Annotated in this window: 13 protein-coding genes; 8 read left to right on the top strand and 5 right to left on the bottom strand. The window is 64.2% G+C overall.

The features are described from left to right. Positions 1-48: 48 nt before the first annotated feature. The 6 genes from pglW to I7X18_RS20510 are packed head-to-tail and all read left to right on the top strand — an operon-like array spanning position 49 to position 17600. Positions 49-4197, top strand: a complete 4149-nt coding sequence (gene pglW / locus I7X18_RS20535) for a BREX system serine/threonine kinase PglW (RefSeq protein WP_162563127.1) — start codon at positions 49-51, stop codon at positions 4195-4197. Continuing rightward, positions 4194-7781 carry a BREX-2 system adenine-specific DNA-methyltransferase PglX gene (pglX, locus tag I7X18_RS20530; RefSeq protein WP_193043846.1) on the top strand — a complete coding sequence of 1196 codons (3588 nt, stop codon included), beginning with the start codon at positions 4194-4196 and terminating at the stop codon, positions 7779-7781. The genes pglW and pglX overlap by 4 nt, the downstream gene beginning before the upstream one ends. Beyond that, positions 7778-11560 (top strand): DUF6079 family protein, encoded by a 3783-nt coding sequence (locus tag I7X18_RS20525; RefSeq protein WP_193043845.1) that lies wholly within the window; start codon positions 7778-7780, stop codon positions 11558-11560. The genes pglX and I7X18_RS20525 overlap by 4 nt, the downstream gene beginning before the upstream one ends. After that, complete coding sequence (gene pglZ / locus I7X18_RS20520; protein WP_193043844.1) at positions 11551-14193, top strand: BREX-2 system phosphatase PglZ; 2643 nt, start codon at positions 11551-11553, stop codon at positions 14191-14193. The genes I7X18_RS20525 and pglZ overlap by 10 nt, the downstream gene beginning before the upstream one ends. Continuing rightward, the gene (gene brxD / locus I7X18_RS20515; protein WP_193043843.1) at positions 14190-15527 is read left to right on the top strand and encodes a BREX system ATP-binding protein BrxD; all 1338 of its coding nucleotides are present in this window, start codon (positions 14190-14192) and stop codon (positions 15525-15527) included. The genes pglZ and brxD overlap by 4 nt, the downstream gene beginning before the upstream one ends. A gap of 3 nt (positions 15528-15530) precedes the next feature. Then, a complete protein-coding gene (locus I7X18_RS20510) occupies positions 15531-17600 on the top strand; it encodes a DEAD/DEAH box helicase (protein WP_193043842.1) in 2070 nt (689 codons plus the stop codon). 449 nt (positions 17601-18049) lie between these two features. On the opposite strand, the gene I7X18_RS20505 is transcribed toward I7X18_RS20510, so the two are convergent. From I7X18_RS20505 to I7X18_RS20495, 3 genes are all read right to left on the bottom strand, one after another. Next, complete coding sequence (locus I7X18_RS20505; protein WP_193043841.1) at positions 18050-19363, bottom strand: NtaA/DmoA family FMN-dependent monooxygenase; 1314 nt, start codon at positions 19361-19363, stop codon at positions 18050-18052. Between the two features lie 62 nt (positions 19364-19425). Beyond that, positions 19426-20865: an APC family permease gene (locus I7X18_RS20500; protein ID WP_193043840.1), complete on the bottom strand. Its 1440-nt coding sequence runs from the start codon at positions 20863-20865 to the stop codon at positions 19426-19428. Between the two features lie 145 nt (positions 20866-21010). Beyond that, entirely contained in the window at positions 21011-21970 is a 960-nt protein-coding gene (locus tag I7X18_RS20495) for a LacI family DNA-binding transcriptional regulator (protein ID WP_232375291.1), read from the bottom strand. Positions 21971-22254: 284 nt separating this feature from the next. Here I7X18_RS20495 and I7X18_RS20490 point away from each other — a divergent pair, with 284 nt between their 5' ends. Together I7X18_RS20490 and I7X18_RS20485 are read left to right on the top strand one after the other, a co-directional pair. Continuing rightward, entirely contained in the window at positions 22255-23685 is a 1431-nt protein-coding gene (locus I7X18_RS20490) for an amidase (RefSeq protein ID WP_193043838.1), read from the top strand. Positions 23686-23775: 90 nt separating this feature from the next. Continuing rightward, the gene (locus I7X18_RS20485) at positions 23776-24153 is read left to right on the top strand and encodes a DUF4189 domain-containing protein (protein WP_193043837.1); all 378 of its coding nucleotides are present in this window, start codon (positions 23776-23778) and stop codon (positions 24151-24153) included. On the opposite strand, the gene I7X18_RS20480 is transcribed toward I7X18_RS20485, so the two are convergent. Further along, a complete protein-coding gene (locus tag I7X18_RS20480) occupies positions 24142-24717 on the bottom strand; it encodes an HD domain-containing protein (protein WP_193043836.1) in 576 nt (191 codons plus the stop codon). The genes I7X18_RS20485 and I7X18_RS20480 overlap by 12 nt on opposite strands. Positions 24718-24897: 180 nt before the next feature. Continuing rightward, a complete protein-coding gene (locus I7X18_RS20475; RefSeq protein ID WP_193043835.1) occupies positions 24898-25272 on the bottom strand; it encodes a DUF7715 family protein in 375 nt (124 codons plus the stop codon). Positions 25273-25299: the final 27 nt, after the last annotated feature.

Below are 25299 nucleotides of genomic sequence, written 5' to 3'. Positions count from 1 at the left end.
GCCTAAAGCGGGGCGGCGATGAAGCATGACTCTCCACTGTGGAAGGTCATGGGCGAGCCGGCGAGCCCTGCTGAGGCGGCCGCGCTCGATGCCTTCCGTGAGGTTCTGCCGGAAGATGGCATCACCACTGCCTGGGCGAACCTGACCTTCATCAACGATCAAGGACGCACCGCCGAGGTCGATGTACTCCTGCTGACGGCTCAGGGGATGTACCTCGTCGAACTCAAGGGTTGGCACGGCACGATCCGCGGAAACTCGCAGCGCTGGAACCAAGGCCAACGCAACGTCGAGAACCCACGATTGGCTGCTGACCGCAAGGCGAAGTGGTTGAAGGGTCTCCTTCAAGATCGAGCGCCGAACCAATCTGCCAGGGCCATGTTGCCGCGCATCCAAGCCGTCGTGGTCATGCACGGGGAGGGCAGCACCGTCGAGATCGCGGCTCCGGGCGACATCGGGGTGCTGACTCTCGACGGATACCGCGTCAACTCCAAGCCCCGCCTCCTGAAATTCTCCGATTTCCTTGCCCAGCCGCCACACGACTTCCGCCAGCCGATCGACCTCCAGCGAGCAAGGCAAGTTCGCTCGCTCTGCGACGCAGTCGGATTCACTCCGACGCCCAAGGTCCGGATGGTCGGCGACTTTGTCGTTGCCGATGACGAGCCGATAGCGCAGGGACGAGATTGGCAGGACGTGCTCGTCAACCTCCCGGCGTTGCCCGACGTCAAGCGCCGACTGCGGCTGTACGACGTGCCGGCGACGGCATCGCCTGCCGACCGCCAGCACATCGAGCAGCTTGCACAGCGCGAGTTCCAGCTCACCCAGGGACTGCGGCACGGCGGCATCGCGGTACCGATCGACTTCAAGCGAACCGATGACGGCCCGGCTTTGGTGTTCGAGCATGACGCTCAGGAACTCCCGCTCGACGCGTACATCGCGGGCGAGGGCGCCGAGCTGGATCTTGACCAGCGCATCGCGTTGGTGATCCGGTTGGGCGAGATTCTGCGGTTCGCCCACAACGTTCATCTACGGCACCGGGCGCTGTCGCCACGCCGTGTGTGGGCAACCCCCGTCAAGGACGCCCTGCCGACCCTCACGATCCGTGATTGGTACTTCGCCCAGCGCGACAGCTCGACCCGCAACGTCTCCCGCCTGACCGCTATCAGTGCAGGGGTTGACGACCTCATGGGAGTGGCCGACCAGGACGACTGGATCTGGCTCGCACCGGAGGCCCGCCATTCCGTCGAAGGACTCCCGCCGATTCCGCTCGACGTCTACGGATTCGGAGTCCTTGCCTATCTCCTCCTGACGGGGAGGCCACCCGCCGAGACGATTGTCGAGCTGGAGCAGCGGCTGTCGGAGGCGGGCGCACATGACCCGCGCGCGGCGTCGCCGGGCATGCCCGACAGCGTGGCCGACGTCATTGCGATGGCGACCCGCTCTGTCGAATCAGAACGATTGTCGACCATTGAGGAAGTGCTGGAACTCCTTCGGGTCGCGAGCGACGAGCTTCGTCGAGGGGACCAAGTCGACGACCCGACACCGGTGGACGACCCCGTCGACGCGCAGAAGGACGACATCGTTGCCGACCGCTTCATCGTCACCAGCCGTCGTGGTGAAGGTTCCAGCGGAGTCGCACTCGCCGTCCAGGACATCGACTCCGAGGACCCCGGCCGCGAGCTCGTCCTCAAGGTCGCTCGCACTGAGTCGGCGGGGCGCAGGCTCTCGCTCGAAGCCGACGCGCTGAGAGCACTCGACCACCGCCGGGTGGTGCGACTCGTCGCAGGCCCGCTCGACGTCGGGGACAGACGCGCACTTCTGCTCACCGACGCCGGCAAGGAAACCCTGGCCACGCGGCTGTCCAAAGAGGGTCGGGCGACGGTGGGCCAACTTGAGCAGTACGGCAGCCAGTTGCTGGAAGCGATGATCTACCTGGAGTCCCAGGGTGTCTTCCACCGAGACATCAAGCCGGCCAACTTGGGCATCACCCCGGATCCCGGCACTAGAAGGCCGTCTCTGGTTCTGTTCGACTTCTCGCTAGCAAGCGAGAGCGTGGACAACACGGCATCTGGAACGCCGAGCTATCTCGACCCCTACCTCGGCCGTGGTCGGCGCCAGAAGTACGACCGCGCGGCCGAGCTGTGGGCTGTCTCGATCACCCTCTTCGAGATGGCGACCGGTCAGCTGCCGTGGTGGGGCGAGGGTGCGGGACGCCCCGCCGATCCCAGCGACCCGCCGATCATCGAGCCGACGAGCTTCGAGCCAGCCGTCGCGACTCAACTCACTGCTCTCTTCCAACGTGCTCTCAGCCCGGGCGCAGGAACTAGGTTCAGCAGTGCCGATGAGTTGGCAGTCGCTTGGCAGGGCGTATTCGCTGCCCTCGACACGGAGGAGGACGGCGCGGGTGGAAGCGACGACCTCGCCGACGCTGCCACGCTCGACACTCCGTTGGAGCGCGCGGGTCTGTCCGCTCGGGCGTTGTCCGCCGTCTCGCGGCTCGAGGTGGCGACTGTGGGGCAACTCCTGGGTGTTCACCCGACCCGGATCAACTCGATTCGCGGTCTTGGGGAGACCTTCCGCAAGGAGATTCAGGCGAGGATTCGCGGCTGGCGTTCACGGCTCAGCGGTGCGGGAGAGGTCACCGCTGATCAGCCGATGGGCACAGAGCGACTCGTCTCCTTGCTTCTGGGCCAACTCAAGGGTGCAGAGCTGACTGTGATCGAGCGACTCCTCGGGCTGGCGGGCGGCGTGGCTCCAGGCGAATGGCCGTCCACGGGGGACACAGCCCAATCGCTTGGGATTACTCGCGACCGGGTCGCGCATGCCGTGGACCAAGCAGTCACGACGTGGGGCAAGAAGGTCGGCCCTGCCATCGACGGCGTGATCGCTGAAGCAGCCACCCTCCTCGCCCGCGGCGGTCGAGTGATGGCGGTGACGTCCCTTGCGAACGCTTTGGTTGCCCAACGCGGTTCCCTGCTCGACGGGGAGGAGCGACTCCGGCAAGGAGCGGCCCTGCTGCGCTCGGCCTATGAGGTCGATGCGCGCATGCCCGAGCCAACGTTGGAACTTCGGCGAGGCATCGGCAAGCGCGCGGATGTCATTGCCCTACGCGAAACTGCGGACCCTGACGAGTCAGGGCAAGAGTTCCCGCCAGCCGACATCCTGACGGAGACGGCTATCGAGCTGGGACGCAGAGCCGATGAACTCGTCGTGAGCGGTGTCGTTCCCTGCGCAACTGCGAACGCAGCCCTGTGCGACATCGTGACCGAATCTGGTGCTTCGACGCTAACCGTCCTGACCGGCCGTCAACTGCTCACCCTGGCTGCCTCTATCTCGACGAAGGCTGCAGTCTCGGGATTCGATGAGCTGTACCCAGTCGATCTCGATCCACAGCAGGCGGCGGAGCGGGCACTACGCGGGAAACCTGGCCGGCGCATCAGCGAGTCCTCCGTCAGGCGCAGCGTGGCTGCTCGTTTCCCGCAAGTAGAGCTCCCGGCCGCGTCGCATCGACTCGACGCTCTCGTCTCTGCGGTGCTGCCCGGGGTGGTGAACCGCAACGGCGTCTACGAGTTGGCTTCCGAGGCGCGGTCTACCACCCGTACCGGCACGGGCCTCACAGTCTTTGCGCCGGTCGATGTCGCCGAGGCGGCGACGAAGCTGGAAGAGTCGCTCTCACGCAACGGCGCACTCACTCTGACCACGCCACCTAAGCGATATGTGAAGGCGGCACACGAACTCCCGAAGCGGTACGGCGTCGAAGTGCTCGATGTCGCGTCACTTGTCGTGAATGCGGCGCGCGCACTCGCCGAACAGGGCGGAGCAAGCTGGGAGGTCGTTCTCGGCGCAGATGCCAAGCAGAAGGGCAGCGAGGACTGGTCGATACTCGTCGGTCTTGTGCAGCAGGCAGTGATACCGAACTGGGAGGAAAGGCGCGCAAGCGCCAAGCCGTTACTCATCCTCAATGCTGGCCCCCTTGTCCGATACGGCATGGCTGGGCTGCTCTCAACTCTGCTCGATGTGGGCACGCCGCGCCCCGCGGCCCGTTGGCTGCTCGTCGCCAAGCAGGGCAACCAGGCCGTCCCGTTGCTGGAGGGCAAGCCCGTGCCGCTCGGTCCAAGTGGCTGGGTTGAGCTGCCCGCAGACCTCTCGCTGCTCACGGAGCCCGCACTCACTCGCAGTACCCCAGGAGCCCGAAAGTGATCAACTCGTCCACCCTCCTCGCCGACCTCAAGGGCCAGCTCAAGCTCCTTCAAGCTGACCTGAAGCAGCGCGCAGAGGACCCGTCGAACGCCTGGGGCGTGCGGTTAAAGGAGGAGTACGCCGAAGCCTTCCGCCGTGAGCGCACCGGCTGGTCCTGGGTGGACTGGCGCGACAACGAAGTCGACCAAGCCGCCGTCGCGTGGATCGTCTCGACGACCTTCCTGCGCTTCTGCGAGGACAACGACCTAGTCGTCGGCGCCAAGATCGACGGACTGCCGACAGCGGTCGGCTGGATCGCCGGCCCCGGTGATCGGGTGCAGCGCGCAGAGGAGAACCTCACCGCGTACTTCCGCGACAACCCCACTCACAATCGTCGTCACTGGCTCCAGCACGGCTTCGGCGTGCTCGCTGCGCAGCCTGCTGGCGCTGCCCTAGTCGACGTGAAGCACAACCCCGTGTGGAAGGCCGAGATCAGCCCGGAGTCCGCGACGGCGCTAATCGCGTTCTGGCGTCGCACGAAAGACGAGGGCACCCTGGTTCACGACTTCACCGACTCCAACCTGGAGACCCGATTCCTCGGCGACCTCTACCAAGACCTCTCCGAGCACGCCAAGAAGACCTACGCACTTTTGCAGACGCCGGTGTTCGTGGAGGAATTCATCCTTGACCAGACGCTGACCCCAGCGGTCGCGGAGTTCGGACTCGACGGGCTCAAACTCATCGACCCGTCCTGCGGCTCCGGCCACTTCCTGCTCGGGGCGTTTGAGCGACTCAACCAAGCATGGCTTGAAGCTGCGCCCGGTCTCGACGCCAAGGAGCGGGTGCGTCGTGCGATGGCGTCGATTAACGGTGTCGACATCAACCCCTTCGCAGTAGCGATCGCACGGTTCCGCCTTACCGTCGCCGGCTTGAAGGCGACCGGAGAACGCTCCCTGGTAGGTGTGCCTCCGATGGGTTTCCGGCTTGCCATCGGTGACTCCCTTCTTGGTGTCCGAGGCAGCCTGGATCAGACCTTCGACTTCGATGACGACGAAGCTGGGCCTGCGTTCAGCTATGACACCGAGGACCTCAACGAGTACTTCGGCATCCTCCAGCCAGGTCAGTACCACGTCGTTGTCGGTAACCCGCCGTACATCACCCCCAAGGACAAAGCGCTCAACGCGCTGTACCGGATCGCCTATGAGACGGCCGTGCGGCAGTACGCTCTGTCCGTCCCATTTATGGAGTTACTGTTCCGGCTGGCGATTCGAGGCGAGCAGGGCCAGGGGGCTGGTTACGTAGGGCAGATCACCTCGAACTCATTCATGAAGCGCGAGTTCGGCAAGAAGCTCATCGAGTACCTGTTCGCCGGCCACGACATCGGCAATCCAGTCGACCTGACCGCGGTAATCGACAGTTCTGGTGCCTGGATGCCCGGACACAACTTTGACGGCACTCCGACGGTGATCCTGTTTGGCCGGCGTCGCAGGCCGGTTTCTCAGTCTGTGCGGGCAGTGCTTGGGAAACGGGACGACCCCGGGAAGCTCGATAATCCGGCGACGGGTCCGGTATGGACTGAGCTCAGCGAGCACCTTGAGGGACCGGGATTCGACGGCGACTATGTCACCGTTCTAGACCTCGATCGCGCTCTCCTAACAACCCACCCTTGGTCTCTCAGTGGGGGCGGAGCGAGTGATGTGTTCTCTGCGATCGAAGTTGCCGCCGCGAAACGCTTGGAGAATATGCTCGACGTGGGAGTAGGCGGTGCAATCCGGGCCGGTGCAGACGAAGTATTCATGCGCTCAAGGCTTCTCGCTAGAGAGCAACAGATTACTCCTTACATGCGCGCATTCGTCGTTGGCGAGAACCTGCGAGACTTCGCTATGAGGGGGACCGAGGCCATTGTTTTTCCTTACGAGAGCGATCTGAGTCCTAGCACCGCGTTGGATTGCCACCTCTGGCCGTGGCGAACGCCTTTGGCCGACCGGCGAACTTTCCAAGGGAAGATGGCGGATGCTGGCCTCCGTTGGACCGAATACATGCAGTTCACGCGTTGGTCTGCGCGAGCATCTGTAGCAATCACCTTCGCTGAAATTGCGACGCACAACCATTTTGTCCTAGACCGCGGAGGGAAGGTATTCAAGCAGACAGCGCCAGCGATCAAGCTCGCGGCCGGTGCGACCGAGGAGGAGCACTTAGAGCTGCTGGGGGTCCTGAACTCCTCGACGGTGTGTTTCTGGCTCAAGCAGGTTGCTCAGAAAAAGGGCGGTGACGCGGACACGCCTTGGCTTCGAACGTACGCCTTCAACAGTACAAACGTGGCGCGCGTTCCGCTCCCTTCAAAGTTGCTTCTAGACCGCCCGAGGACGCTCGACACTCTGGCGCGACAGCTATGCGTCACCACACCGGCGGCGTTGGTCGAGACCTGGTCCGCCGAGAAGACGGTTAGTCTTATCGATGCGCTGTTGATGGCGGAAGCCGAGTGGCGTCGGCTTCGGGAGCGACTGTTTTTCGAGCAGGAGGAGTTGGATTGGGGGGTCTACCGGCTTTATGGCTTGATTGATGCCGACCTCACGTACCCCGGCTCCGCGATCGACGGGATTTCGTTGGGCCAGCGGGCGTTTGAGATCGACCTTGCCCGTCGTGTCGACGATGGTATTGAGGAGGCGGCTTGGTTCGAGCGTCATGGTTCGACTCCGATCACTGAACTGCCCGACTCGTGGCCGGAGGACTACAAGGCCCTCGTACAGCGTCGGCTTGACTTGATAAAATCCGACAAGTCCATTCGATTGTTGGAGAAGTCGGAGTTCAAGCGCCGCTGGGCCACCACCGCATGGGACACGCAGCGCACAGGGGCTCTGCAAGCTGCAATCCTTGACCGGCTTGAGGATCCAGTGCTTTGGCAGGACCCGCAGGGGCCAATCGCTAGGTCGGTGGCCGACCTCGCTGACTTGCTCCGTGCAGACACGGTGCTCAAGGAACTCTCTCGTGCACTCACCGGCACTGCTGAGCCAGATCTTGCCGCCGTGATCGGAGGTTTGATTGCAGATGAGGCGGTGCCGTTCCTGGCTGCCTACCGGTATAAGCCCGCAGGTATTGAGAAATACCGGGTGTGGCAGGAGGTTTGGGGTTTGCAGCGGCGAGAGGACGCTGGCGAGAAGGTGACCATCCCGGTGCCCCCGAAGTACAGCCAAGGCGATTTCGCGAAGGCGACGTACTGGAAGGCCCGAGGCAAGCTCGATGTCCCGAAGGAACGCTTCATCGCCTACCCGGCCGTCGCGAGAGAAGGCGACCCGACGCCGGTGCTCGGCTGGGCCGGTTGGTCCCATCGCGACCAAGCGCTGGCGCTCGCCCGTGAGATTCCTGCACAGCAGGCGCTCGGCGCCGACGATGCCGCCCTGGTGCCGCTGGTGGCGGGGCTGGTGGAGTTGGAACCCTGGCTGGCGCAGTGGCACTCGGAGATCGAGCCGCAGTTCGGAGCCAGCCCGGCCGCGGTCATCGCGGGCGTCGTTGACCAGTACCTTGCCCGTATGGAGAAGACGCGCGATCAGGTGACGGCATCGACGCCGCCGGCCGCGACCCGTGGACGGAGGGCGTCCAGATGACCGACTTGTCATTGCCGTTGCGGGACGCGATCGACATCCCGCTCGCCGTCCATGACGACGACTTCGTCCTCCAGATCCACCGCGCGCAAGAGGCCGCGTCTCAAACGCTCGCTGACTATGTGGTCACCGAGTCGATCGCGGAGTCGTTCGAGAAGGGGCTGACGCTGGTCGAGGCCACCCTGTCGAGCGGTTCGTCCAAGGGTGCTTTCATCCACGGCTCGTTCGGATCCGGTAAGTCGCACTACATGGCGGTCATGCATCTGCTGCTTTCTGGCAACGCGCAGGCTAAGGCACTTCCTGGACTCCAAGCCCAGGTCGCCAAGCACGAGGCACTGCTCAGCCGCAAACTGCTCGCGATCGACTACCACCTCATCGGGGCTGAATCCTTCGAGTCGGCCCTTTTCGGTGGCTACCTCGCCACCATGAAGAAGCGGTATCCCGACGCGCCCGCTCCGGTGTTGCACCGTTCGGATTCGTTGTTCGAGAACGCCGATCAGTTGCGTTCGCAGCTCGGCGACGAGCAGTTCTTCGCTCGGTTTGAGGCGAGCGGCTCGGGTTCGTCTGGCTGGGGCACGTTCGCCGCCACCTTGACGCCTGACTTGTATGACGCCGCCCGGGTCAAACCAGCAGGAGACGCCGACCGTCAGCGTGTGGTCGCCTATCTTGTTCGTACGTATTTCCCAGCCTTTGAGAACACCGGGACCTGGCTGGAGATGACGGACGGTCTCCAAGCGATGACCGAGCACGCCAAGGGCCTCGGCTACGAGGGGGTTGTGCTCTTCCTCGACGAACTTGTGCTGTGGCTGGCAAACCACTTGCGAGACACCGCCTTCATTCAGACCGAGACCTCGAAGGTTGCCAAGCTCGTCGAGACGGGCATCGGTGCACTGCCGATTCCGTTGGCGTCTTTTGTTGCTCGTCAGCGCAATCTGAAGGACTTTCTGGGCGGTGGCGCGGTTGGCGCCGAGCAAGTCGCGCTGGATGACTCGTTTCAATGGTGGGAGGGCCGGTTCGAGAAGATCACCCTGGCTGCGGCCAACCTTCCTCAGATCGTGCACAAACGACTGTTGGAGCCGACTGCCGAGACTGGGCGAGATGCCCTTGCCGCCGCCGTCGCTCGCGTGCGCGCGAACCCGGTGGCCTTCAAGCACTTGCTCACCGACGAAGCTGGTTCCGCCGCAGTCGATTTCGAGCAGGTCTACCCGTTCTCACCCGCTCTGGTGGATGCGATGGTCGCGCTCTCGTCGATCATGCAGCGAGAACGCACCGCGCTGAAGATCATGAGCGAGTTGCTGTCGCGGGGTCGTGACGAGTTGACCGTCGGTGACGTCATCCCGGTCGGAGACCTCTTCGACGTGGTCGTGCTTGGCGATGCCGAGCCGCTGACCGACGACATGAAGAACCTGTTCCGTGTTGCGCGCACCTTCTACACCCGCAAGATGCGCCCGTATCTCCTGAACAGGCACAGCCTCACTGAAGTGGAAGCGAAGCGGTTGGCCCGGGACCACGCCTTTCGTCGTGACGACCGGCTTGCCAAGACGCTTCTCGTTGCGGCCATCGCCCCTGGGTCAGCCTCGCTGAAGGATCTCACCGCCTCGAAGTTGGCGGCGCTCAACTTCGGCACCGTGATCTCGATGATTCCTGGCCATGAAGCGGTCCAGGTCGTCGCGCTTGCACGCGACTGGCGGGCAGAGTTCGGTGAGATCACTGTCGGTTCGCAGACGAGTGACCCAGTCATCACCTTGCAACTGTCTGGTGTCGACTATGACTCGGTTCTCGTCCACGTCCAGAACGAGGACACCCACGAGAACCGGCGCGGCCTGCTGCGGCGCCTGCTCGCCGAGCAGGTGGGTGCTTCTCTGACGGGCGTGTTGGGTAGCGAGTATTCGTTGACGCACGTATGGCGCGGTCAGAAGCGGGAGGTCGACGTCGTCTTCGGCAATGTCCGTGACGCACGCGCACTTCCGGATGCTGCGCTGCTAGCGACGGATGGACGCTGGAAGCTTGTCGTCGACTTTCCGTTTGATGATGCCGGCCACCCGCCATCTGACGACGTGCTTCGCCTCGTGCAACTCAAGCAGGATGGTCTGGAGAGCGACACGATCGCGTGGCTGCCTCACTTCCTGACCGCCACCCGCATGGATGACATCGGCAAGCTTGTCGTCCTCGACTACCTGTTGACCGGGGCACGGTTCGACCAGTATTCGACGTCTCTACCGGTAAACGACCGAGAACCCGCCCGGCGTCAGCTCGCCAACCAACGGGACTCGCTGCGCGACCAGATCGTGCTCGCGTTGCGCCAGTCTTACGGCATTGACGCGGCGACTGACGACCATCTCGGGGAGCGGGTGCCGGAAGGGAACACGTTCGTCACACTTGCGCCTGACTTCGACCCGCAGAAGCCGTCTTCACCTTCCTTCGCCGACGCTGTTGTCGCGGTCCTCGGCGGCGGCCTTGATGCGCGTTTTGCGAAGCATCCCAACGTCGATCGAGGTACTGACGAGGTCCGCAGGGCTGAGTTCACCGCCGTGCTCGACCTAGCTCGTGAGGCGATGGTCAAAGGCGGCCGCATCGACACCGTTGAGAGGAACACTGCGGGCAAGGTGCGGAGGGTGGTCGATGCGTACGGGGTCGGCACCCTGAGTGAAGTCACCTACGTTCTGGATACGGTGCGCTTCGCGTGGCATGACGCCTTCACCAAGGCCCTCGCCAGCGGTGACCCGACCGTCGGCACATTGCGAGCCGCGCTTGCGCCCACCGGCATGACTGCCGATGCCCAGGATCTGTTGATTCTCGCGTGGGTGGCGCTCACCGACAGGCAACTCCTCCGCCACGGGTCGCCGGCAGGGTCGCCCGGAATCGGCGGATTGGCCAACGACATCACCCTCCGGGAGCCAGTCCTCCCGAGCCAAGAGGATTGGACCAACGCGCTTAGGCGGGTCAAGGCGATCTTTGGCATGGGCGCCAATGAGCACCATCTCTCTAGCAGTGCAGTGCAGCGACTCGGGGACGAATTGGCGACAAAGGTGCGCCAACTCGATCGGGGCGCGACTGACCTTGTCGGCGCGCTGGAAGCCCACAGTGATGTGCTCGGCCTAGGAGATGTGAGTCCGCGCCTGGGTACCGCCCGTCGCGCTCGGGACGTTGTCGAGGCATTGCGCGATGTCGACCACGTCGACCGGATACGGGTGATCGCCGAGTTCGACCTTCCCGATGAACTTCAACCCCTCGCCCGGTCACTGGCCTCCGCAGCGGACGTTGCGGCGGCTCTTCAAGGTGCCAATTGGCAGCTCCTCAACCAACTTCCCAGCTTGACGGGCGAGCGGGTCGTCACCGCACTTGCCGGGTTGCGGAGCGCCGCCGAGGCCGACCAGATGCATGTCGACCTGGCCCCCGCGCTTGCCGCGGCAGCTCACGAGTTCACGCAAATTCTCGTCGACCAACGTGGCAAGGGAACCCCGCCCGACGACGATCCCGCAGCGGAGCAGGAACGGGCGCGTCGTGCGCAAGAGGATCAACTTCGACGCGAGCAGGAAGAGGAACTCAGACGGCGCGAGCAGGAGGCCGCCGACCGCGAGCGTCGCTTGCGCGAACAGGAGGAGGAGTTCCGTCGTCAGCAAGAAGAGGCACAGCGGGAGACTGAAAGACGCGCGAGCCAGGAACACACGGTCGAGGTTGAGCGAGTGGCGCAGCTCGAGACTCTCCTTGCGGAGCTTGTAAAGGAACTCAGCCGTCCTGTCGAGGGCAAGAAGCTAAGGATCGACTGGCGATGGCTCTGAGCGAGCAGGTCCGCACCGTCAGCGTCTCTCCGGCGATGGTGCAGCAGCGAGCAGCAGACCTGGTCAAGTCGGACGCCCAAGTCCTTCTCCTTCGCGCTCGTCCCGAATGGCGCCACGGAGATGTCAAGGTCGGAGACGATGTCGTCCGAGTCCTTCCCGGCGTATCCCAGCTTGCCGTTCTCGACATCCTTGCCTCGCTGGCAACCGACGAGCGGGCCATCGTCCTGACCGACCGGCCGGCAGAGGACCTTGGCGACGCTGTGCTGTCGCGCTCCTACAAGTATGGAATCGAACTGCCAGACGAATGGCAGGCCGTGCCTCGGCTGTTCTCTGGGGCGATCGAGGTCGGCCGCGACCTCCGACGTCTGGACTGGGCGGCAACAGCATTACTGGATCACCAGCCACCAGGCGGATGGCCGCGATCGGTTGAACCTGCGCTGACCGCCCGCCACGCCATCGGCTCTCTCCTCGCGCGTGTTCTCGGTCTTGGTGCTGACGCTCAGCTTGACGCCGTTCTGCTCCTAACGGCTCTCGGGCGACGGAACGTGCGTGCTGCGTGGGTCGTGGTTGATGCGCAGCTGAGGCGGCATCTGATTGATTGGGCTGGGACCGAGTTGGGCGATCCGGCAGCACTTGCGTTGCAGATCGCTCAGCGCAACGAGCATGTCACCCCACTTGCCGTCGGCCTCGCCTTGGACGTCATGTGGCCCGAGGACGGCGCTCCGCCCACCGAGACACAGGTTTCAGCGAGGGTGCGGGTCGAGGGCTTCGTCGATGGGAAAGCGGTGGCCGTCGACGTTGCGAAAGCCATTGCGAGACTAGCCAAGGCGGCAGTGCTGCGCCTTGAGGTGGACAACTCTCCCGAGCTGGGTGTCGCCTTACAACAAGCCGAAGCATTGCTCGGTGACCTGGGCTGGCCTGAGGGAGCCGAGCAGTCGGCCGTCCTCCGTCCTGGGTATCTGGCTCGTGTTCGGGCACTTGCATCGGCACTGACTTCCGGTGACAAGGTCGAGGAAGCCCTCGTTCGCGTCCTAGAGCACCGTGATGCACATGCTTCGCAGGCTCCGACGATGGCAGTGCGTCTTTATCGTTGGCTTGCCACCGCCGAGAATGCCTCGGCATCGCTCGGCAGTGATCTCCAACGGCAGATGAACGACGGTGCATGGGTAGACGCCGCCGTCGGTGCCGTGTGGAACGGCTCCAATGATCTCGTTGTCACGGCGGCATACCAACAGCTACTCGCCAAGGTGCACGTTCGCCGCAAGCAGCGCGACAGCGCTGCGGCATCGAGGCTGGACCAAGTCAACGGGACGGACGGCCAACGAGCGGTTGGCGTTGAGCGACTGTTAGCCGAGATCGTCGATCCATGGCGCCGCCAAGGCGGTGCACTTCTCGTCGTGCTGGACGGAATGAGTAGTGCGATAGCCACAGCACTCTCATCCGAGGTTGCCCGGCTGGGCCTCGTGGAGTGGGTCCCCGCCCCAACGCACGCGCGGCAGTCACTCGTCGCGGCATTGCCTTCGCTTACCAACGTCTCTCGTACTTCGCTGTTTTGTGGTGAGATCCGCTCAGGCACAGGTGAGGACGAGAAGCGCGGGCTGGCCACCGCATTCCCGGGCGCAAAGCTCTTCCACAAGAACGACCTTCGATCAGAAGGCGGTGCTTCGCTGCCTGGCGATCTGACCGCTGCGATCCGGGACACCGCGGTGCCCGTCGTCGGAGTGGTGATCAACGCAATCGACGACGCGACCCACAAGAACGACATGTCAGCGTGGGATTGGGATCTGCGTTCGCTCGATCCACTGCGAGCGCTCCTGGAGGCCGCGATCTCCGCTCGGCGCGCGGTCATCCTGACGTCCGATCACGGCCACGTTGTCGAGCGCGGTACAGAGGCACTGAGCGTCAACGGTGCCGAGTCCCGTTGGCGACAAGTCTCGACCGGCGCTGCTGGAGATGGCGAAGTACTTGTGTCCGGTCCGCGAGTGGTCGCACCATGCGGTGAAGCGGTGCTGCTCTGGCGCGACGACGCGCACTACGGTCCTCGACACGCGGGCTACCACGGTGGCGCCAGCCTCGCGGAGCTGACGATCCCCGTACTCGTGTTTCAAGCTGCTGCCGTAGCGACCGGGGCTGCCGGGTGGGAGCAGGCCGCACCGCAGGTCCCTTTGTGGTGGAACGATCCCATCGGTCGCACCCCGGCCACCGAGGCACCGGTGTCCACCCCGCAGCCCAAGAAGGCGAAGAAGGCGGCAGCACCGGGTCAGGGCGATGGGTTATTTGAGCTCGGCGAGCTGCCCACCGCACCGGCAGCACCTACCGGACTGGTCGAAGCGGTCCTGGCATCGACGACGTACGCGGAGCAGAAGCGGATGGCAGGTCGGCGGGCGCTTGACGACAGGACCGCCGAAGCGGTGTTGCGCGCCCTCGTGGATCGCGGTGGCCGCGCTCACCAAGACACGGTGGCCGCCGTTGTCGGAATCCCCACCGCCGATGTAGGACAGGTCTTTGCGGCTGTTCGTCGGTTGTTCAACGTCGACGGGTACGGCGTCATCGAGCTCGACACCGATGGCGTCACACTGCGGCTCGACGAACACCTCCTGCGTGAGCAGTTCGAGGTCGGAGGCGCGCGATGACCGAGGTGTCGGGCAGCTTCAGCCCCCGTCGCCGCAAGGACATCATCGACGCGCTGCGGCGCGGCACCGTGCCTCAGCAGGGCCTCGACGTCCTCGCCGTCGGACTGGCACGCTTCGAGGACGCCGTTGATGAAGAGTTGCAGACCGTCTCCGGTGGCGGCGCCGTATTCAAGGCCGTCCGTGGCGAGTACGGCTCCGGCAAGACTTTCTTCTCCCGCTGGCTGACAGAGCGAGCCAAGCGAGCAGGGTTCGCCACCACCGAGGTGCAGATCAGCGAGACAGAAACGCCCCTGCACAAGTTGGAGACCGTGTATCGGCGCATCACGGAGAACCTCTCTACTTCGACCACCCAGTCGGGTGCCCTCCGAGACGTCATTGACGGCTGGTTCTACATCCTCGACCACGACGCCAAGGATGGATCCGCACAATCACCAGGCTCAGGAGGAACGCTCGACCTCCTCCAACGTCGACTGTCCGACGTCTCGAAGGATGCGCCGGCCTTCGCCGCTGTTTTGCGGCAGTACCGGCTGGCGCAGACTGCGGGTAACTCTGCGGAGGCGGATGGACTGTTGGCGTGGCTCGGAGGCCAGCCTCACGTAGCGGCCTCGGTGAAGCGTGCCGCCGGAGTTCGTGGCGACCTCGACCACTTCGGTGCACTCGGCTTCCTCCAAGGGCTGCTCACCGTCCTTCGCGATTCGGACTACGCGGGACTTGTCATAGTCCTCGATGAAGTCGAGACGTTGCAACGCATGAGAAGCGATGTCCGAGAGAAATCGCTGAACGCTCTTCGTCAGCTCATGGACGAGATTGACGGCGGCCGGTTCCCTGGGCTGTATCTAGTCCTCACCGGAACACCCGCGTTCTTCGACGGGCAGCAAGGTGTGCAACGTCTTCCGCCGCTGGCCCAACGACTTCAAACCGACTTCACCACGGACGCACGCTTCGACAACCCGCGCGCAACGCAGGTCCGGCTCGCAGGCTTTACGCCAGAGTCGCTGCTGGAGTTGGGCAGCCGTGTACGTGATATCTACGCGTCCGGCGCCAAAGATCCTGAGCGTGTCAGGAGCGTCGTCGACGACGATTACTTGCGAGACCTCGCAGCCGCGGTCGGCGGTGAGTTGGGCGGTCGAACCGGAATCGCGCCTCGACTGTTCCTCAAGAAGTTGGTCTCAGACGTCCTCGACCGTGTGGACCTCTTCGAAGACTTCAACCCACGCCGCGACTACCACCTCACCGTCAGCGCCGACGAGCTGACGCCGGTGGAGCGAGAGATGCACGCGCGGAGCAACCGCGCTCCGACCGAGAGCGTCGACGAAATCGAGTTGGACCTCTAGCTGATGTCGGCTCCCACTGGCCTCGACGCGGCCATCGAATATCACATCGTCAACTCGCTCGGTTGGCCTGGACTCAGACCACTCCAGGTCGACTCGGTCGAACCGGTCAGGTCAGGTACGGATTGCGTCCTCGTCGCACCGACCGCCGGGGGCAAGACCGAGGCCGCTCTTTTTCCTCTGCTTTCTGAGATGGTCGAAGGCAACTGGTCAGGTACGACCATCCTCTATGTCACGCCACTTCGTGCGCTCCTGAACAACATTCACCCTCGCGTGAGCGCCTATTGCTCCTGGCTCGGCAGGACGGCCGGGTTGTGGCATGGCGACATTGGGCAGTCCGAGCGTCGGGGCATGCTCGCCGACAGGCCAGACATCCTGCTGACGACCCCGGAATCCATTGAGGCCATGCTCGTGTCGCGACGAGTCGACCATGAGCGATTCCTCGGGTCCGTCCGGGGTGTCGTGATCGACGAACTTCACTCGTTCGCTAATTCCGACCGAGGCTGGCACTTACTCGCCGTGCTGGAGCGCGTCGAACGGATCGCTAAGAACAGGATCCAACGCGTCGGGCTTTCCGCAACCATTGGCAACCCAGAGGCGGTTGGCACGTGGATGCAGGGTTCGACCGAGGGGCGCAAGCCGGTCGTCGTGGTGCGAGAGGACTCATCGCCGACGGTGAGCCCAGAGGTCACCATCGACTATGTCGGGAGCATGGACAACGCCGCCACGGTCATCTCTCGGCTCCATCGGGGCGACAAGCGACTGGTGTTCGCCGAATCACGGCGTTCCGCCGAGGAACTCGCCTTCCTCCTGCGCGAGCGTGGCGTCCAGACGTTCGTGTCCCACTCGTCGCTCTCCGTCGACGAGAGGCGACAAAGCGAACGTGCTTTCGCCGAGGCCAAAGACACGGTCATCGTCGCGACATCCACGCTTGAGCTTGGTATCGACATCGGCGACCTCGATCGAGTCATCCAGATCGACGCGCCGCGCACCGTTTCGTCGTTCCTACAACGACTCGGCCGTACCGGCAGGCGACCGGGCACGAGCCGCAACACTCTGTTCCTCGCCACCAGTCTCGACGGACTACTCGACGCTGCTGCCGTTCTACTCCTGTGGAAGCGCGGATTCGTCGAGGAGGTAGTCGCTCCACCACATCCACGCCACCTTGCTGCCCAACAACTTCTTGCGCTGGCGCTCCAAGAGGGATCGTTTGGAGCATCGGACTGGTCGCGTTGGTGGGGGGACCTTCCGCTCATGGCGGATGGTGCGGAGGTGCTCGCCTACCTGCGCGAGCAAGAGTTTCTCGTTGAGGACTCAGGGTTGCTGATGATAGGCCCGCGCGCGGAGGAGGAGTTTGGCAAGCGACACTTCATGGACCTTCTCTCGACTTTCGTTGCCGATCTTGAGTTGCGGGTCGTGGCCGGTATTAAGGAGATCGGATTCGTCTCGCCGCTTGCCATTCCGGCCGGGAAGGATCGCGAGCAGCGACCACTCGTTCTCGCAGGTCGAGGCTGGTTAGTCCAACACGTCGACTGGGAGCGCTTCACTGTATGGGTCGAGGAGATCCCGACCAAAGGTGACGTGAGGTGGCCGTCCGGTGCAGTCACGCAATCGTTCGAGGTGTGCCAGGCGAAGAGGGAGGTGCTGCTTGGGGCGGTGCCTGACGTCGAGTTGTCCAAGCGCGTTCCGGTAGCGATGGAGCGCCTCCGCGAAGAACGCGCCACGGAGGTCAACGACAACGGCCTTGTGCTGCATCCTCGCGGTGCGGGAGGTGCGCGCCTGTGGACGTGGGCCGGCCTAAGGGCCAACGCGACACTTCTCGCAGGGCTGGGCCTCAACGCGAGCGGGGTGGAGAACGAGAGCGTGCTTCTTCCAGAAGGCATCACCGGAGATGACGTCAAGGCTGCGGACTCCGACGCCGTTCCGCGCGTCGATGAGGAGGCCATCTCAGGGCTCAAGTTCTCAGTAGCGCTGCCGTTGGACCTCGCCGCCAAGACGCTTGGTGAGCGGCTGGCTGATCCGCGTGGCGCTAGGGAGACTGCCCGAGCCCACATCGTTCGGTATCGAGCAGGGTGACGTCACAGCGGCTCGTTCGACCGGCTGGTGTTTTCGTCTCTTGGCCAGTGTCCCAAGAGGGATCAGATTCGGACGGCAAATCCCTGAGCTTCCTGTGGGACAAGCGTTTGCAGGCTTGGGGCGAATGGATCGATGTGAACGGATTTGTGAACGAAACCGTGCGCAACGGGGCAGACCGCTTCGACACGGCGTGACATACGAGACGCGAAATCGCGACCGACCTGCACGTTAGCGACGTAGGTAGAAGTGCAAGACCACAACCGGCCGGCTCATAACCCAGAGGTCGCAGGTTCGAATCCTGTCCCCGCTACCAGGTGAAACGGCCCTCGGAGATCACTCCGAGGGCCGTTCTCATGCCATTTGTGAACAGATTTGCGAACGTCAGGACTCCGACTAAAGGTTCTTCCACGGACATCGAGGCTGCGAGACGGGAGAGGCAACCGTCGTGTTCAGAACTCCCGAAGCGTCTCGCGCAGAGTCTTCTGCGTGTACTCCGTGCGCACGACGCCGCGCCGCTGCAGTTCAGGCACCAGGCCGTCGGTGACCTCGATGACGTGCCTGCGGCTCACCCCTTGGTTGTGCAGTGTGATGAGGAAACCATCGCCGCCGACCTCGTCCATGAGCCATTCCATCTCATCGGCCACGGCCGACGGCGTACCGATCAGCGGATAGGACGACGAGAACTCGGCGGACTCGTAGACGAGTTCCCGCAGAGTCTTACCCGAACCGGACTGCTGGAACTTGTCGAGCGAGCCCTGCTCGCCGTTGGTGGTGAGATGCGGCAGCGGCGAATCGAGGTCGAACTGAGCGAAGTCGATATCGGTGATCGACGAGAGTAGCGACAGTGACTGTTCGGCGAACGCCTGCGAGGTGACCATCCGCTCGCGCCGCGCCAGCGCCTCCTCGGTGGTCTCGCCGAGCGTCGGAACCACGAGGTACATGACCTTGACCTCGTCGGGATTGCGGCCCTGGGCGGCCGCCCGGCCACGGACGTCCTCGCGATACTCCCGCATCCCGTCGACGCCTTCGGCCAGCGTGATGATCGCGTCGGCGTGCTTGGCCGCGAAGTCGCGTCCCCGCGGAGATCCTCCGGCTTGCAGGAACGTCGGTCGGCCCTGCGGAGACGGCGCGGTGTTGAGTGGACCGCGGCATTTGTAGTACTTGCCGTCGAAGTTGATCTCGTGCACTTTCGTGAAATCGGTGTGCACACCGCGCTCGCGATCGATGACGACGGCGTCCGGTTCCCACGAATCCCACAGCTGGTAAACCAGATCCATGTACTCGTCGGCCATCGCATAGCGGTCCTCGCGCGGCGGCAGTTTGTCCAGGCCGAAATTTTGGGCGGCTGCGTTCTCGGCGCTGGTCACGATGTTCCAGCCGAACCGGCCGTGCGAGATGTGGTCGATGGTGGAGCACAACCGAGCCAGCATGAACGGCGGATAGCCCAACGTCGACAGCGTGGCCACGATGCCGAGATGTTGGGTGGACGCGCTCATCAGCGTCGCCAAGGGTGCCGGATCATGCTTGGGCACCATGCCGAACGCGTGCTTGAGCACGGCTTCTTTGGTACCGCCGAAAGCCTCGGAGACGGCCAGCTTGTCCTCCATCATGATGAAGTCGAAGCCTGCACGCTCCAGGTTCTTTGCCATCTCGACGTAGAACTGGCCGTCCCACGGTGTGCCGCCGGCCTGCTCGAACGGCCCGGTCCACATGTCGGAGGTGAAGTTCATGAACCAGCCGAGATGAAACTTCTTGTCTTTCACTGGAGAATCACTACTTTCTCGATATCGCGGTGAAGCGTTGAATGCTTCGTATTTTTCGACGGTCAGGTTTGCGGCTGGAGTTCCGTACTCGTGGCATCCGGAACGGCCTTGAGCCCCAATGCCGCCCGGATGGCGAGGCCGATGACGAACAGGGCTGCTGTGACGATGAACGGCGCCCAGTCGACCAGCGGGTCGCCGGTGCGAGGCCACAGCACGTTGACGGTCTCGACGATCACCCACACCAGCGCGAGCCATCCCGCGACGTGCCCGGCGCGGCCGAGGAACGTCGGTTCGGAGCGGTCCCACGTCCCCCGGATCTTGCTGATGGCGAGCCCGACGATGGGAAAACTGAACGACAGGAAGAAGCCTGCGGTCACGAATGTGACCAGCAGCGTGTAAATGTGCTCGCTCTGGAACGGCAGGTACAGCAGAATGCCGATCGTGCCGGTGACCACCGTCGCGATGGTCGGGGTGTTGATGCGCCCGTGAAGTCTGCCGAGGTGGCGGCTCACCGGTAGTTCCCCATTGCGCCCGTATGACCACACGATGCGCGACACGGCCGAACTGATCGCGACGACGGTGGCGAAGTAGGCGATGACGAACAGGATCATGACCGCCTTGAAGGCAGGCGCCGGGAGGTATGCGGTGAGCGTGGCCGCGACGGGGTCCGCCTCGGCGGCGGCGCTTTCGGGCATGGCCATCAGGAAGGCGAAACACGTGAACAGCACGACGATTCCGACGCCGACGAGGGATCCGACGATCGCCCTGGGGATGTCGCGCTTGGGTTCACCGACCTCCTCGGCGAGGGTGCTGGCGCTCTCGAAACCGAGGAAGGACCATCCCGCGAACATGATCGCCAGCACGAACGGGGTGGCCATGAAGGCGGTGTCCGACGGCCAGGTGAGCGCGCTGCCGAGCGTCACGACGCTGTTGACGCGATGGAAGCACAACAGCCAAATCGCGATACCCACCGAGCCGACCACCTCGGCGATCAGGCACAGGAAGCCGACGATGCGGACCGCCGCGCGGCCCAGCACGTTGACGAGCACAGCACCGGCGAGGATGACCATTCCGACGAGCGTCATCAGCATCTGGTTGTCCGCGTCGAGATCGAAAGCGGCGGCGGCGAACAACGCGCCACCGTAGGACACCGCGGTCAGGGTGATCATCAGCGTCCACATGTAGGCCCATCCGGCGAACCACCCGTAGGCCGGGCCGAGCAAGCGCCGCGACCACTGGTACACCCCGCCTGCCATCGGCCACCGCGAGGCGAGCACACCGAACGTCACGCCGATGAGCACCTGGCCGATCAGCACCACCACCAGGGCCCACCAGAAACCGGGCCCGGCGGCGGCCAGACCGAGCCCGAACACCATGTACATGGCCACGATCGGCGACACGAAGACGAAGCCGAGCATGGCTGCCGACCACATGGTGAACTCACGCCGCATCGGTGCGGCACTCGGTGTGACCGGTGACGAACGGGTCTCGATGTCCTCCACGTGCGCTCCTTCGGCGATGTTCCCGCTCTACAGGAACGTTCCTGTAGCTACCGGGAGAAGTTAGGCGCGTCGTGTGTCGCGGAGTGGCCGCCGCAGTAACGTTCCTGTTACCGCTCGCTAAGGCTTGGTGACGCGCTACGGCACGCTACGGCCGAGAGCTGGCGCGGACGACGAGATGCCCGGGCACCACCTCGTGGTGCGGGTGGGCGGCGTGTTCGATCTGGTCGACCAGCATCCGGACCGCTGCTCTCCCCATGTCCTCGGCGTGCAATTCGACCACCGAGATCGGCACAGGCGCAGAGGCAACCGCCGCACCGTCGCCGAGATTCACCAGCATGAGGTCCTGCGGGACGCGCAGCCCCAGGTCCATCGCGGCGAGTTCCGCGGCCAGCGCGAGCTGATCCAGGCCGACGAAGAGCGCGTCCGGGGGTTCGGGGGTGTCGAGGATGTTCCGCACGGCTGCGCGAGCCACCGCCGGATCGAGGGCGCCCGGGATGCGCGACCTGCGGTCGGCGAATCCTCGCTGGGCGCACCAGGAGCTGAACTCATGCTCGACGGAATGGATGTACGACGCAGGGGAGTCCGGCGTCATGAGCATCGGCCGACGCGACCCGCCGCGTTCAAGATGATCGAGGACGTCGGCAACGACACCCGTCCAGTCGTTGTCGACCCAGCTCGCCGCGGCGGAGTCGGTGCGCCCCACCGTGCTCACCGGCGTGCCGCGGCGGCGGGCGGACTCGAGCAGCTCATCACCCTTGGCCGGGTCGACGGCGATGAGCCCGTCGTGCGCGACATCCAACTGCATGTGCGCCGGCGCAACCGCGAGGAAAAAGCCGCGTTGATTCGCTTCGATCGCGGCTCCGGCCATGACCCGCATGAAATACTCGACATGCCACAAAGATTCGGCGTCAACATCACTTGGCGCCATCGTGATCACCAGGATTCCGGTGCGTCCGTTGCGCAACGACCGCGCGGCGACACTGGGGCGATACCCCAGCTCGACAGCAATCTTGCGCACCCGCTGCCGGGTCTTCTCGGGCAGCGAACCACTGCCGTTCAACGAGTCCGACACCGTCGTGGTCGACACGTTCGCGGCGAGTGCCACGTCACGCAACGTAACCCTGCCTCTGCCACGCTCAGCCGCCATGTGCGCTCAATCTAGGCCTTCGGTCACACATTCTCAGCGCAACGACGGGTTCGCCGCCCAACCCCCTCGATGCGTGTACGCGTTGTCGGCCGCTTGTCACAGGAGTATCTTCCCGACAGGCGTGGTGCTGTCGGTTGAAACCTTGCTCGTCACCGCCGACGGGTACGAACGCTGCGAGTTCGCAGCGGTACCGAAACCGACCGCCTCTGAACAGGTTTGACCAATCGAGCGAGGACGCAGGTGTGAACGAAGACGAGCTGGCAGCCAGCGACGGGATAGCCATCGCCGAGTCCATCCGGGCTGGGGTGATCTCGGCCGAGGAGGTGGTCGAAAGCGCCATCGCTCGTGCTGAATCTCTAGATCCGCTTCTCGGGTTCCAGGTGACGAGCATGGCGGCGACCGCGCGCGCTCACGCCGCTACCGTCGACGTCGATGCGCCGCTGGCCGGTGTGCCCTGCTTGATCAAGGACCACCTGGCCTTGCAGGCCGGCGTACGGCACACGTCAGGCTCGCGATACCTGCGGGACTTCGTCGCCACCGCCGACAGCCAGATCGTCCGTCAATACCGCGCGGCCGGCCTGATCCCCATCGGCACGTCGGCGACATGTGAATTCGCGTTACTGTCAACCGCCGAGTCCGCGGCCCACGGGCCTTGCCGCAATCCGTGGGACCCCACCCGCACCACAGGAGGATCGAGCGGCGGCGCCGCGGCAGCGGTGGCTGCCGGTGTCGTGCCCATCGCCCACGGCAACGACGCGGCCGGTTCGATACGAATTCCCGCATCGGCGTGCGGGCTTTTCGGACTCAAACCGAGCAGGCACCGCGCGCTGGTCCCTGAGCTGTTATCCGGTAGCCCCGCGTCCGGGATCTGGTCCGAGCACGTCTTGACACGAACAGTGCGTGATAGTGCCGCGGTCCTCCAGGCCCGCGCCGCGGGTTCAGCGCGCGACGGCGACCGTTTCACCGAGAGCTCCTCACTAGAGCCGGCTCTCCGGATTGGTTACGCCACAACACCGCCATCCGGAAACCCGGTCGACAGTGATTGCGAAGAAGCGGTTGACGACGCGGTCCAACTCTGCGCGCGCCTGGGTCACACCGTCGCCGAGGCCAAGCTGCCGGGCGACTTCGCGGAGCTCGAGCGCGCCTTCTTGATCCTCTACACCGCGGGAGCCGCAGCGTGGCTTGACCATTGGATCGGTGTCCTCGGAAAACCCCCGGGTCCCGGCGACCTCGAACCCTACACCGACGCTGTTGTCGCGCATGGTCGCAGTTTCTCACCTGCCGCCATACGCGGTGCAATTGAGACTCTCGAGCAAGCCGAACACCAGATTTCCGCGTTCTGGGCCGATTTTGATGTGTTCCTGACCCCGACGCTGGCAGCACCGCCACCTCCCCACGGCTTCTTCACACCAGATCCAACGGATCCTTTGGAACTGCTGGAGCGTGACGCTGAGTTTTCGCCATTTACCTGGTACGCCAACGCCGTCGGTTCGCCCGCCATGTCCGTGCCGCTGTACTGGAACGCTGACGCCCTCCCTATCGGAACCCACTTCATGGCGGCTCACGGCCGCGAGGATCTCCTGCTCGCGCTTGCCTTCGAACTGGAGAACGCTCGTCCATGGTCGGTGCATCGCCCCGTGATCTTCGGGCGACACGACCGACCAAAGGACTGAAGCACCACCGATCTCACCGCAGTCTCGAGAAGGTACCGCTTCGGTGTCTCGACCGCTCGCTGGTGCACGGAGCGCATACGATCCGCTCCTATGGTGACCCTCCGGCGATTGCTTGTGATCTCGCTGGTGGCCGGGTGCCTCGGCGGGGGTGCGGCGTTCACGGCACCGCCTGCCGAAGCTCTGGGTTGGGGCGCGATCGCGGTTTCGCAGAATACCGGCAAGGTGGGCTATACGAACGGCTTCAACTCGGCTATCGAGGCCGAGCGCGCGGCCATAGGCCTATGCAACGCCCGCGACTGTCAGGCGGTCGTGAACTTCACGAAAGGGTGCGGCGCGGTGGCCCAGGCGCCGGACGCGTCGTGGGCAGCGGGTGTGGACCGCGACAGCGCCGGTGCGCAGAAAAGGGCTTTGATTTCGTGCAGTCGATACGGTCCCGGCTGCCGCGTCATCGGCGTGTCATGTAGCTGAGTGCGCGGCCCACGGTTCGCGGGCGAAGACCTGCTCGACCATCGGGCGGAAGAACTCGAGCGGACGATGCTCGAACTGCGAGTCGAAACAGTTCTGGTCGTACTTCTCGCAGAACTCCACACAGTCGTCGAACCATTGGTGGCCGCGATACTTTTCCCGGGCGTCTCGGACACCACCCATGTGCGGGGCGTAGTAATACTGCTGGAATTCGGGGTGGACCTTCACAATCCAGGCCAGCCGTTCCGACACGTAGGGCGCCAGGACTGCTGCGGCGAACGCACCATGGGCATGGGGCGCGTAGGTGTCACCGATGTCATGCAGAAGCGCCGCGACCACGTAGTCCACCGGCCGTCCGTCGTCGAAGGCCCGGGTCGCCGACTGCAGTGAGTGGTCCAGCCGGCTGATCGGAAACGCCTGCTCGCCGTCAGCGAGGGCTTCCACCAGTGCGAGGACGCGGGGCACCAGGCCCGCATTGTTCGCCTCTTCGGCGCGGCTGATCAGCGCGTAGTCCTCGGCGGTGCCCTCGTCCATCGTGCGGTAGGTGGCACGTGTCGGCGTACTCATAACCGACTCCTCTCATCTGGTTACCGGACAAACGTAGCGGTCATGTGTTTCGGCCGCGTGTTGGCAGCGGCCGAGGATGTCGACTCGCATGCCCGGCGGGCTCCCTTCCACACCGCTTTGGGAACACTTTTGGAGAACATTCCCAACGCAACGATCTCTTGGGAACGGAAGCGCCCGTGTCTAGGCAGTCCGGGCTTGGAACTCGTCCACTCGCCGCTCGATGACCGTCCCGGCCGGGAACACCGAAGCGATCGTCAGGTTCTCGTCGACGACTTCTGCGGCCCAGACCGGTGGCCACCCGCCGTCGGCCAGGCTTGTCTGCATCGCGGTGATCAGTTCGTCGCGACTGAAATCGACCTCGGCGACCTCCGCCGTTGTCGTCGCGCGGTGGGACGCCACGCCGGCGAAGCCACGGCCGCATCCGCAGCCGCCGTCAGGGTTTCGCCGGTCTCGGTCACATGGTTCCTGGACCCACACGAGTTCGCCTGGGACGCAGTAGTTGTAGTCGTTGCTGCGGGTGCCCTGGGTGAGTTTTGTCGCCACCAAAATCTTCATTCTCCGACCTCCTGCACGGTTGGCGCC

The organism is Mycolicibacterium baixiangningiae (assembly GCF_016313185.1).
Taxonomy (GTDB): Bacteria; Actinomycetota; Actinomycetes; order Mycobacteriales; family Mycobacteriaceae; genus Mycobacterium; species Mycobacterium baixiangningiae.
The sequence above is the reverse complement of the archived record's forward strand: the minus strand, read 5'-3'. Positions and strand labels throughout refer to the sequence as shown.

Bases quoted from the DNA above. Each gene is read 5' to 3' on its own strand.
- I7X18_RS20480 (WP_193043836.1), bottom strand. From the start codon at position 24,717: ATGAGTACGCCGACACGTGCCACCTACCGCACGATGGACGAGGGCACC.
- brxD (WP_193043843.1), top strand. From the start codon at position 14,190: ATGACCGAGGTGTCGGGCAGCTTCAGCCCCCGTCGCCGCAAGGACATC.
- pglZ (WP_193043844.1), top strand. From the start codon at position 11,551: ATGGCTCTGAGCGAGCAGGTCCGCACCGTCAGCGTCTCTCCGGCGATG.
- pglW (WP_162563127.1), top strand. From the start codon at position 49: ATGGGCGAGCCGGCGAGCCCTGCTGAGGCGGCCGCGCTCGATGCCTTC.
- I7X18_RS20510 (WP_193043842.1), top strand. From the start codon at position 15,531: ATGTCGGCTCCCACTGGCCTCGACGCGGCCATCGAATATCACATCGTC.
- I7X18_RS20485 (WP_193043837.1), top strand. From the start codon at position 23,776: ATGGTGACCCTCCGGCGATTGCTTGTGATCTCGCTGGTGGCCGGGTGC.
- I7X18_RS20525 (WP_193043845.1), top strand. From the start codon at position 7,778: ATGACCGACTTGTCATTGCCGTTGCGGGACGCGATCGACATCCCGCTC.
- I7X18_RS20475 (WP_193043835.1), bottom strand. From the start codon at position 25,272: ATGAAGATTTTGGTGGCGACAAAACTCACCCAGGGCACCCGCAGCAAC.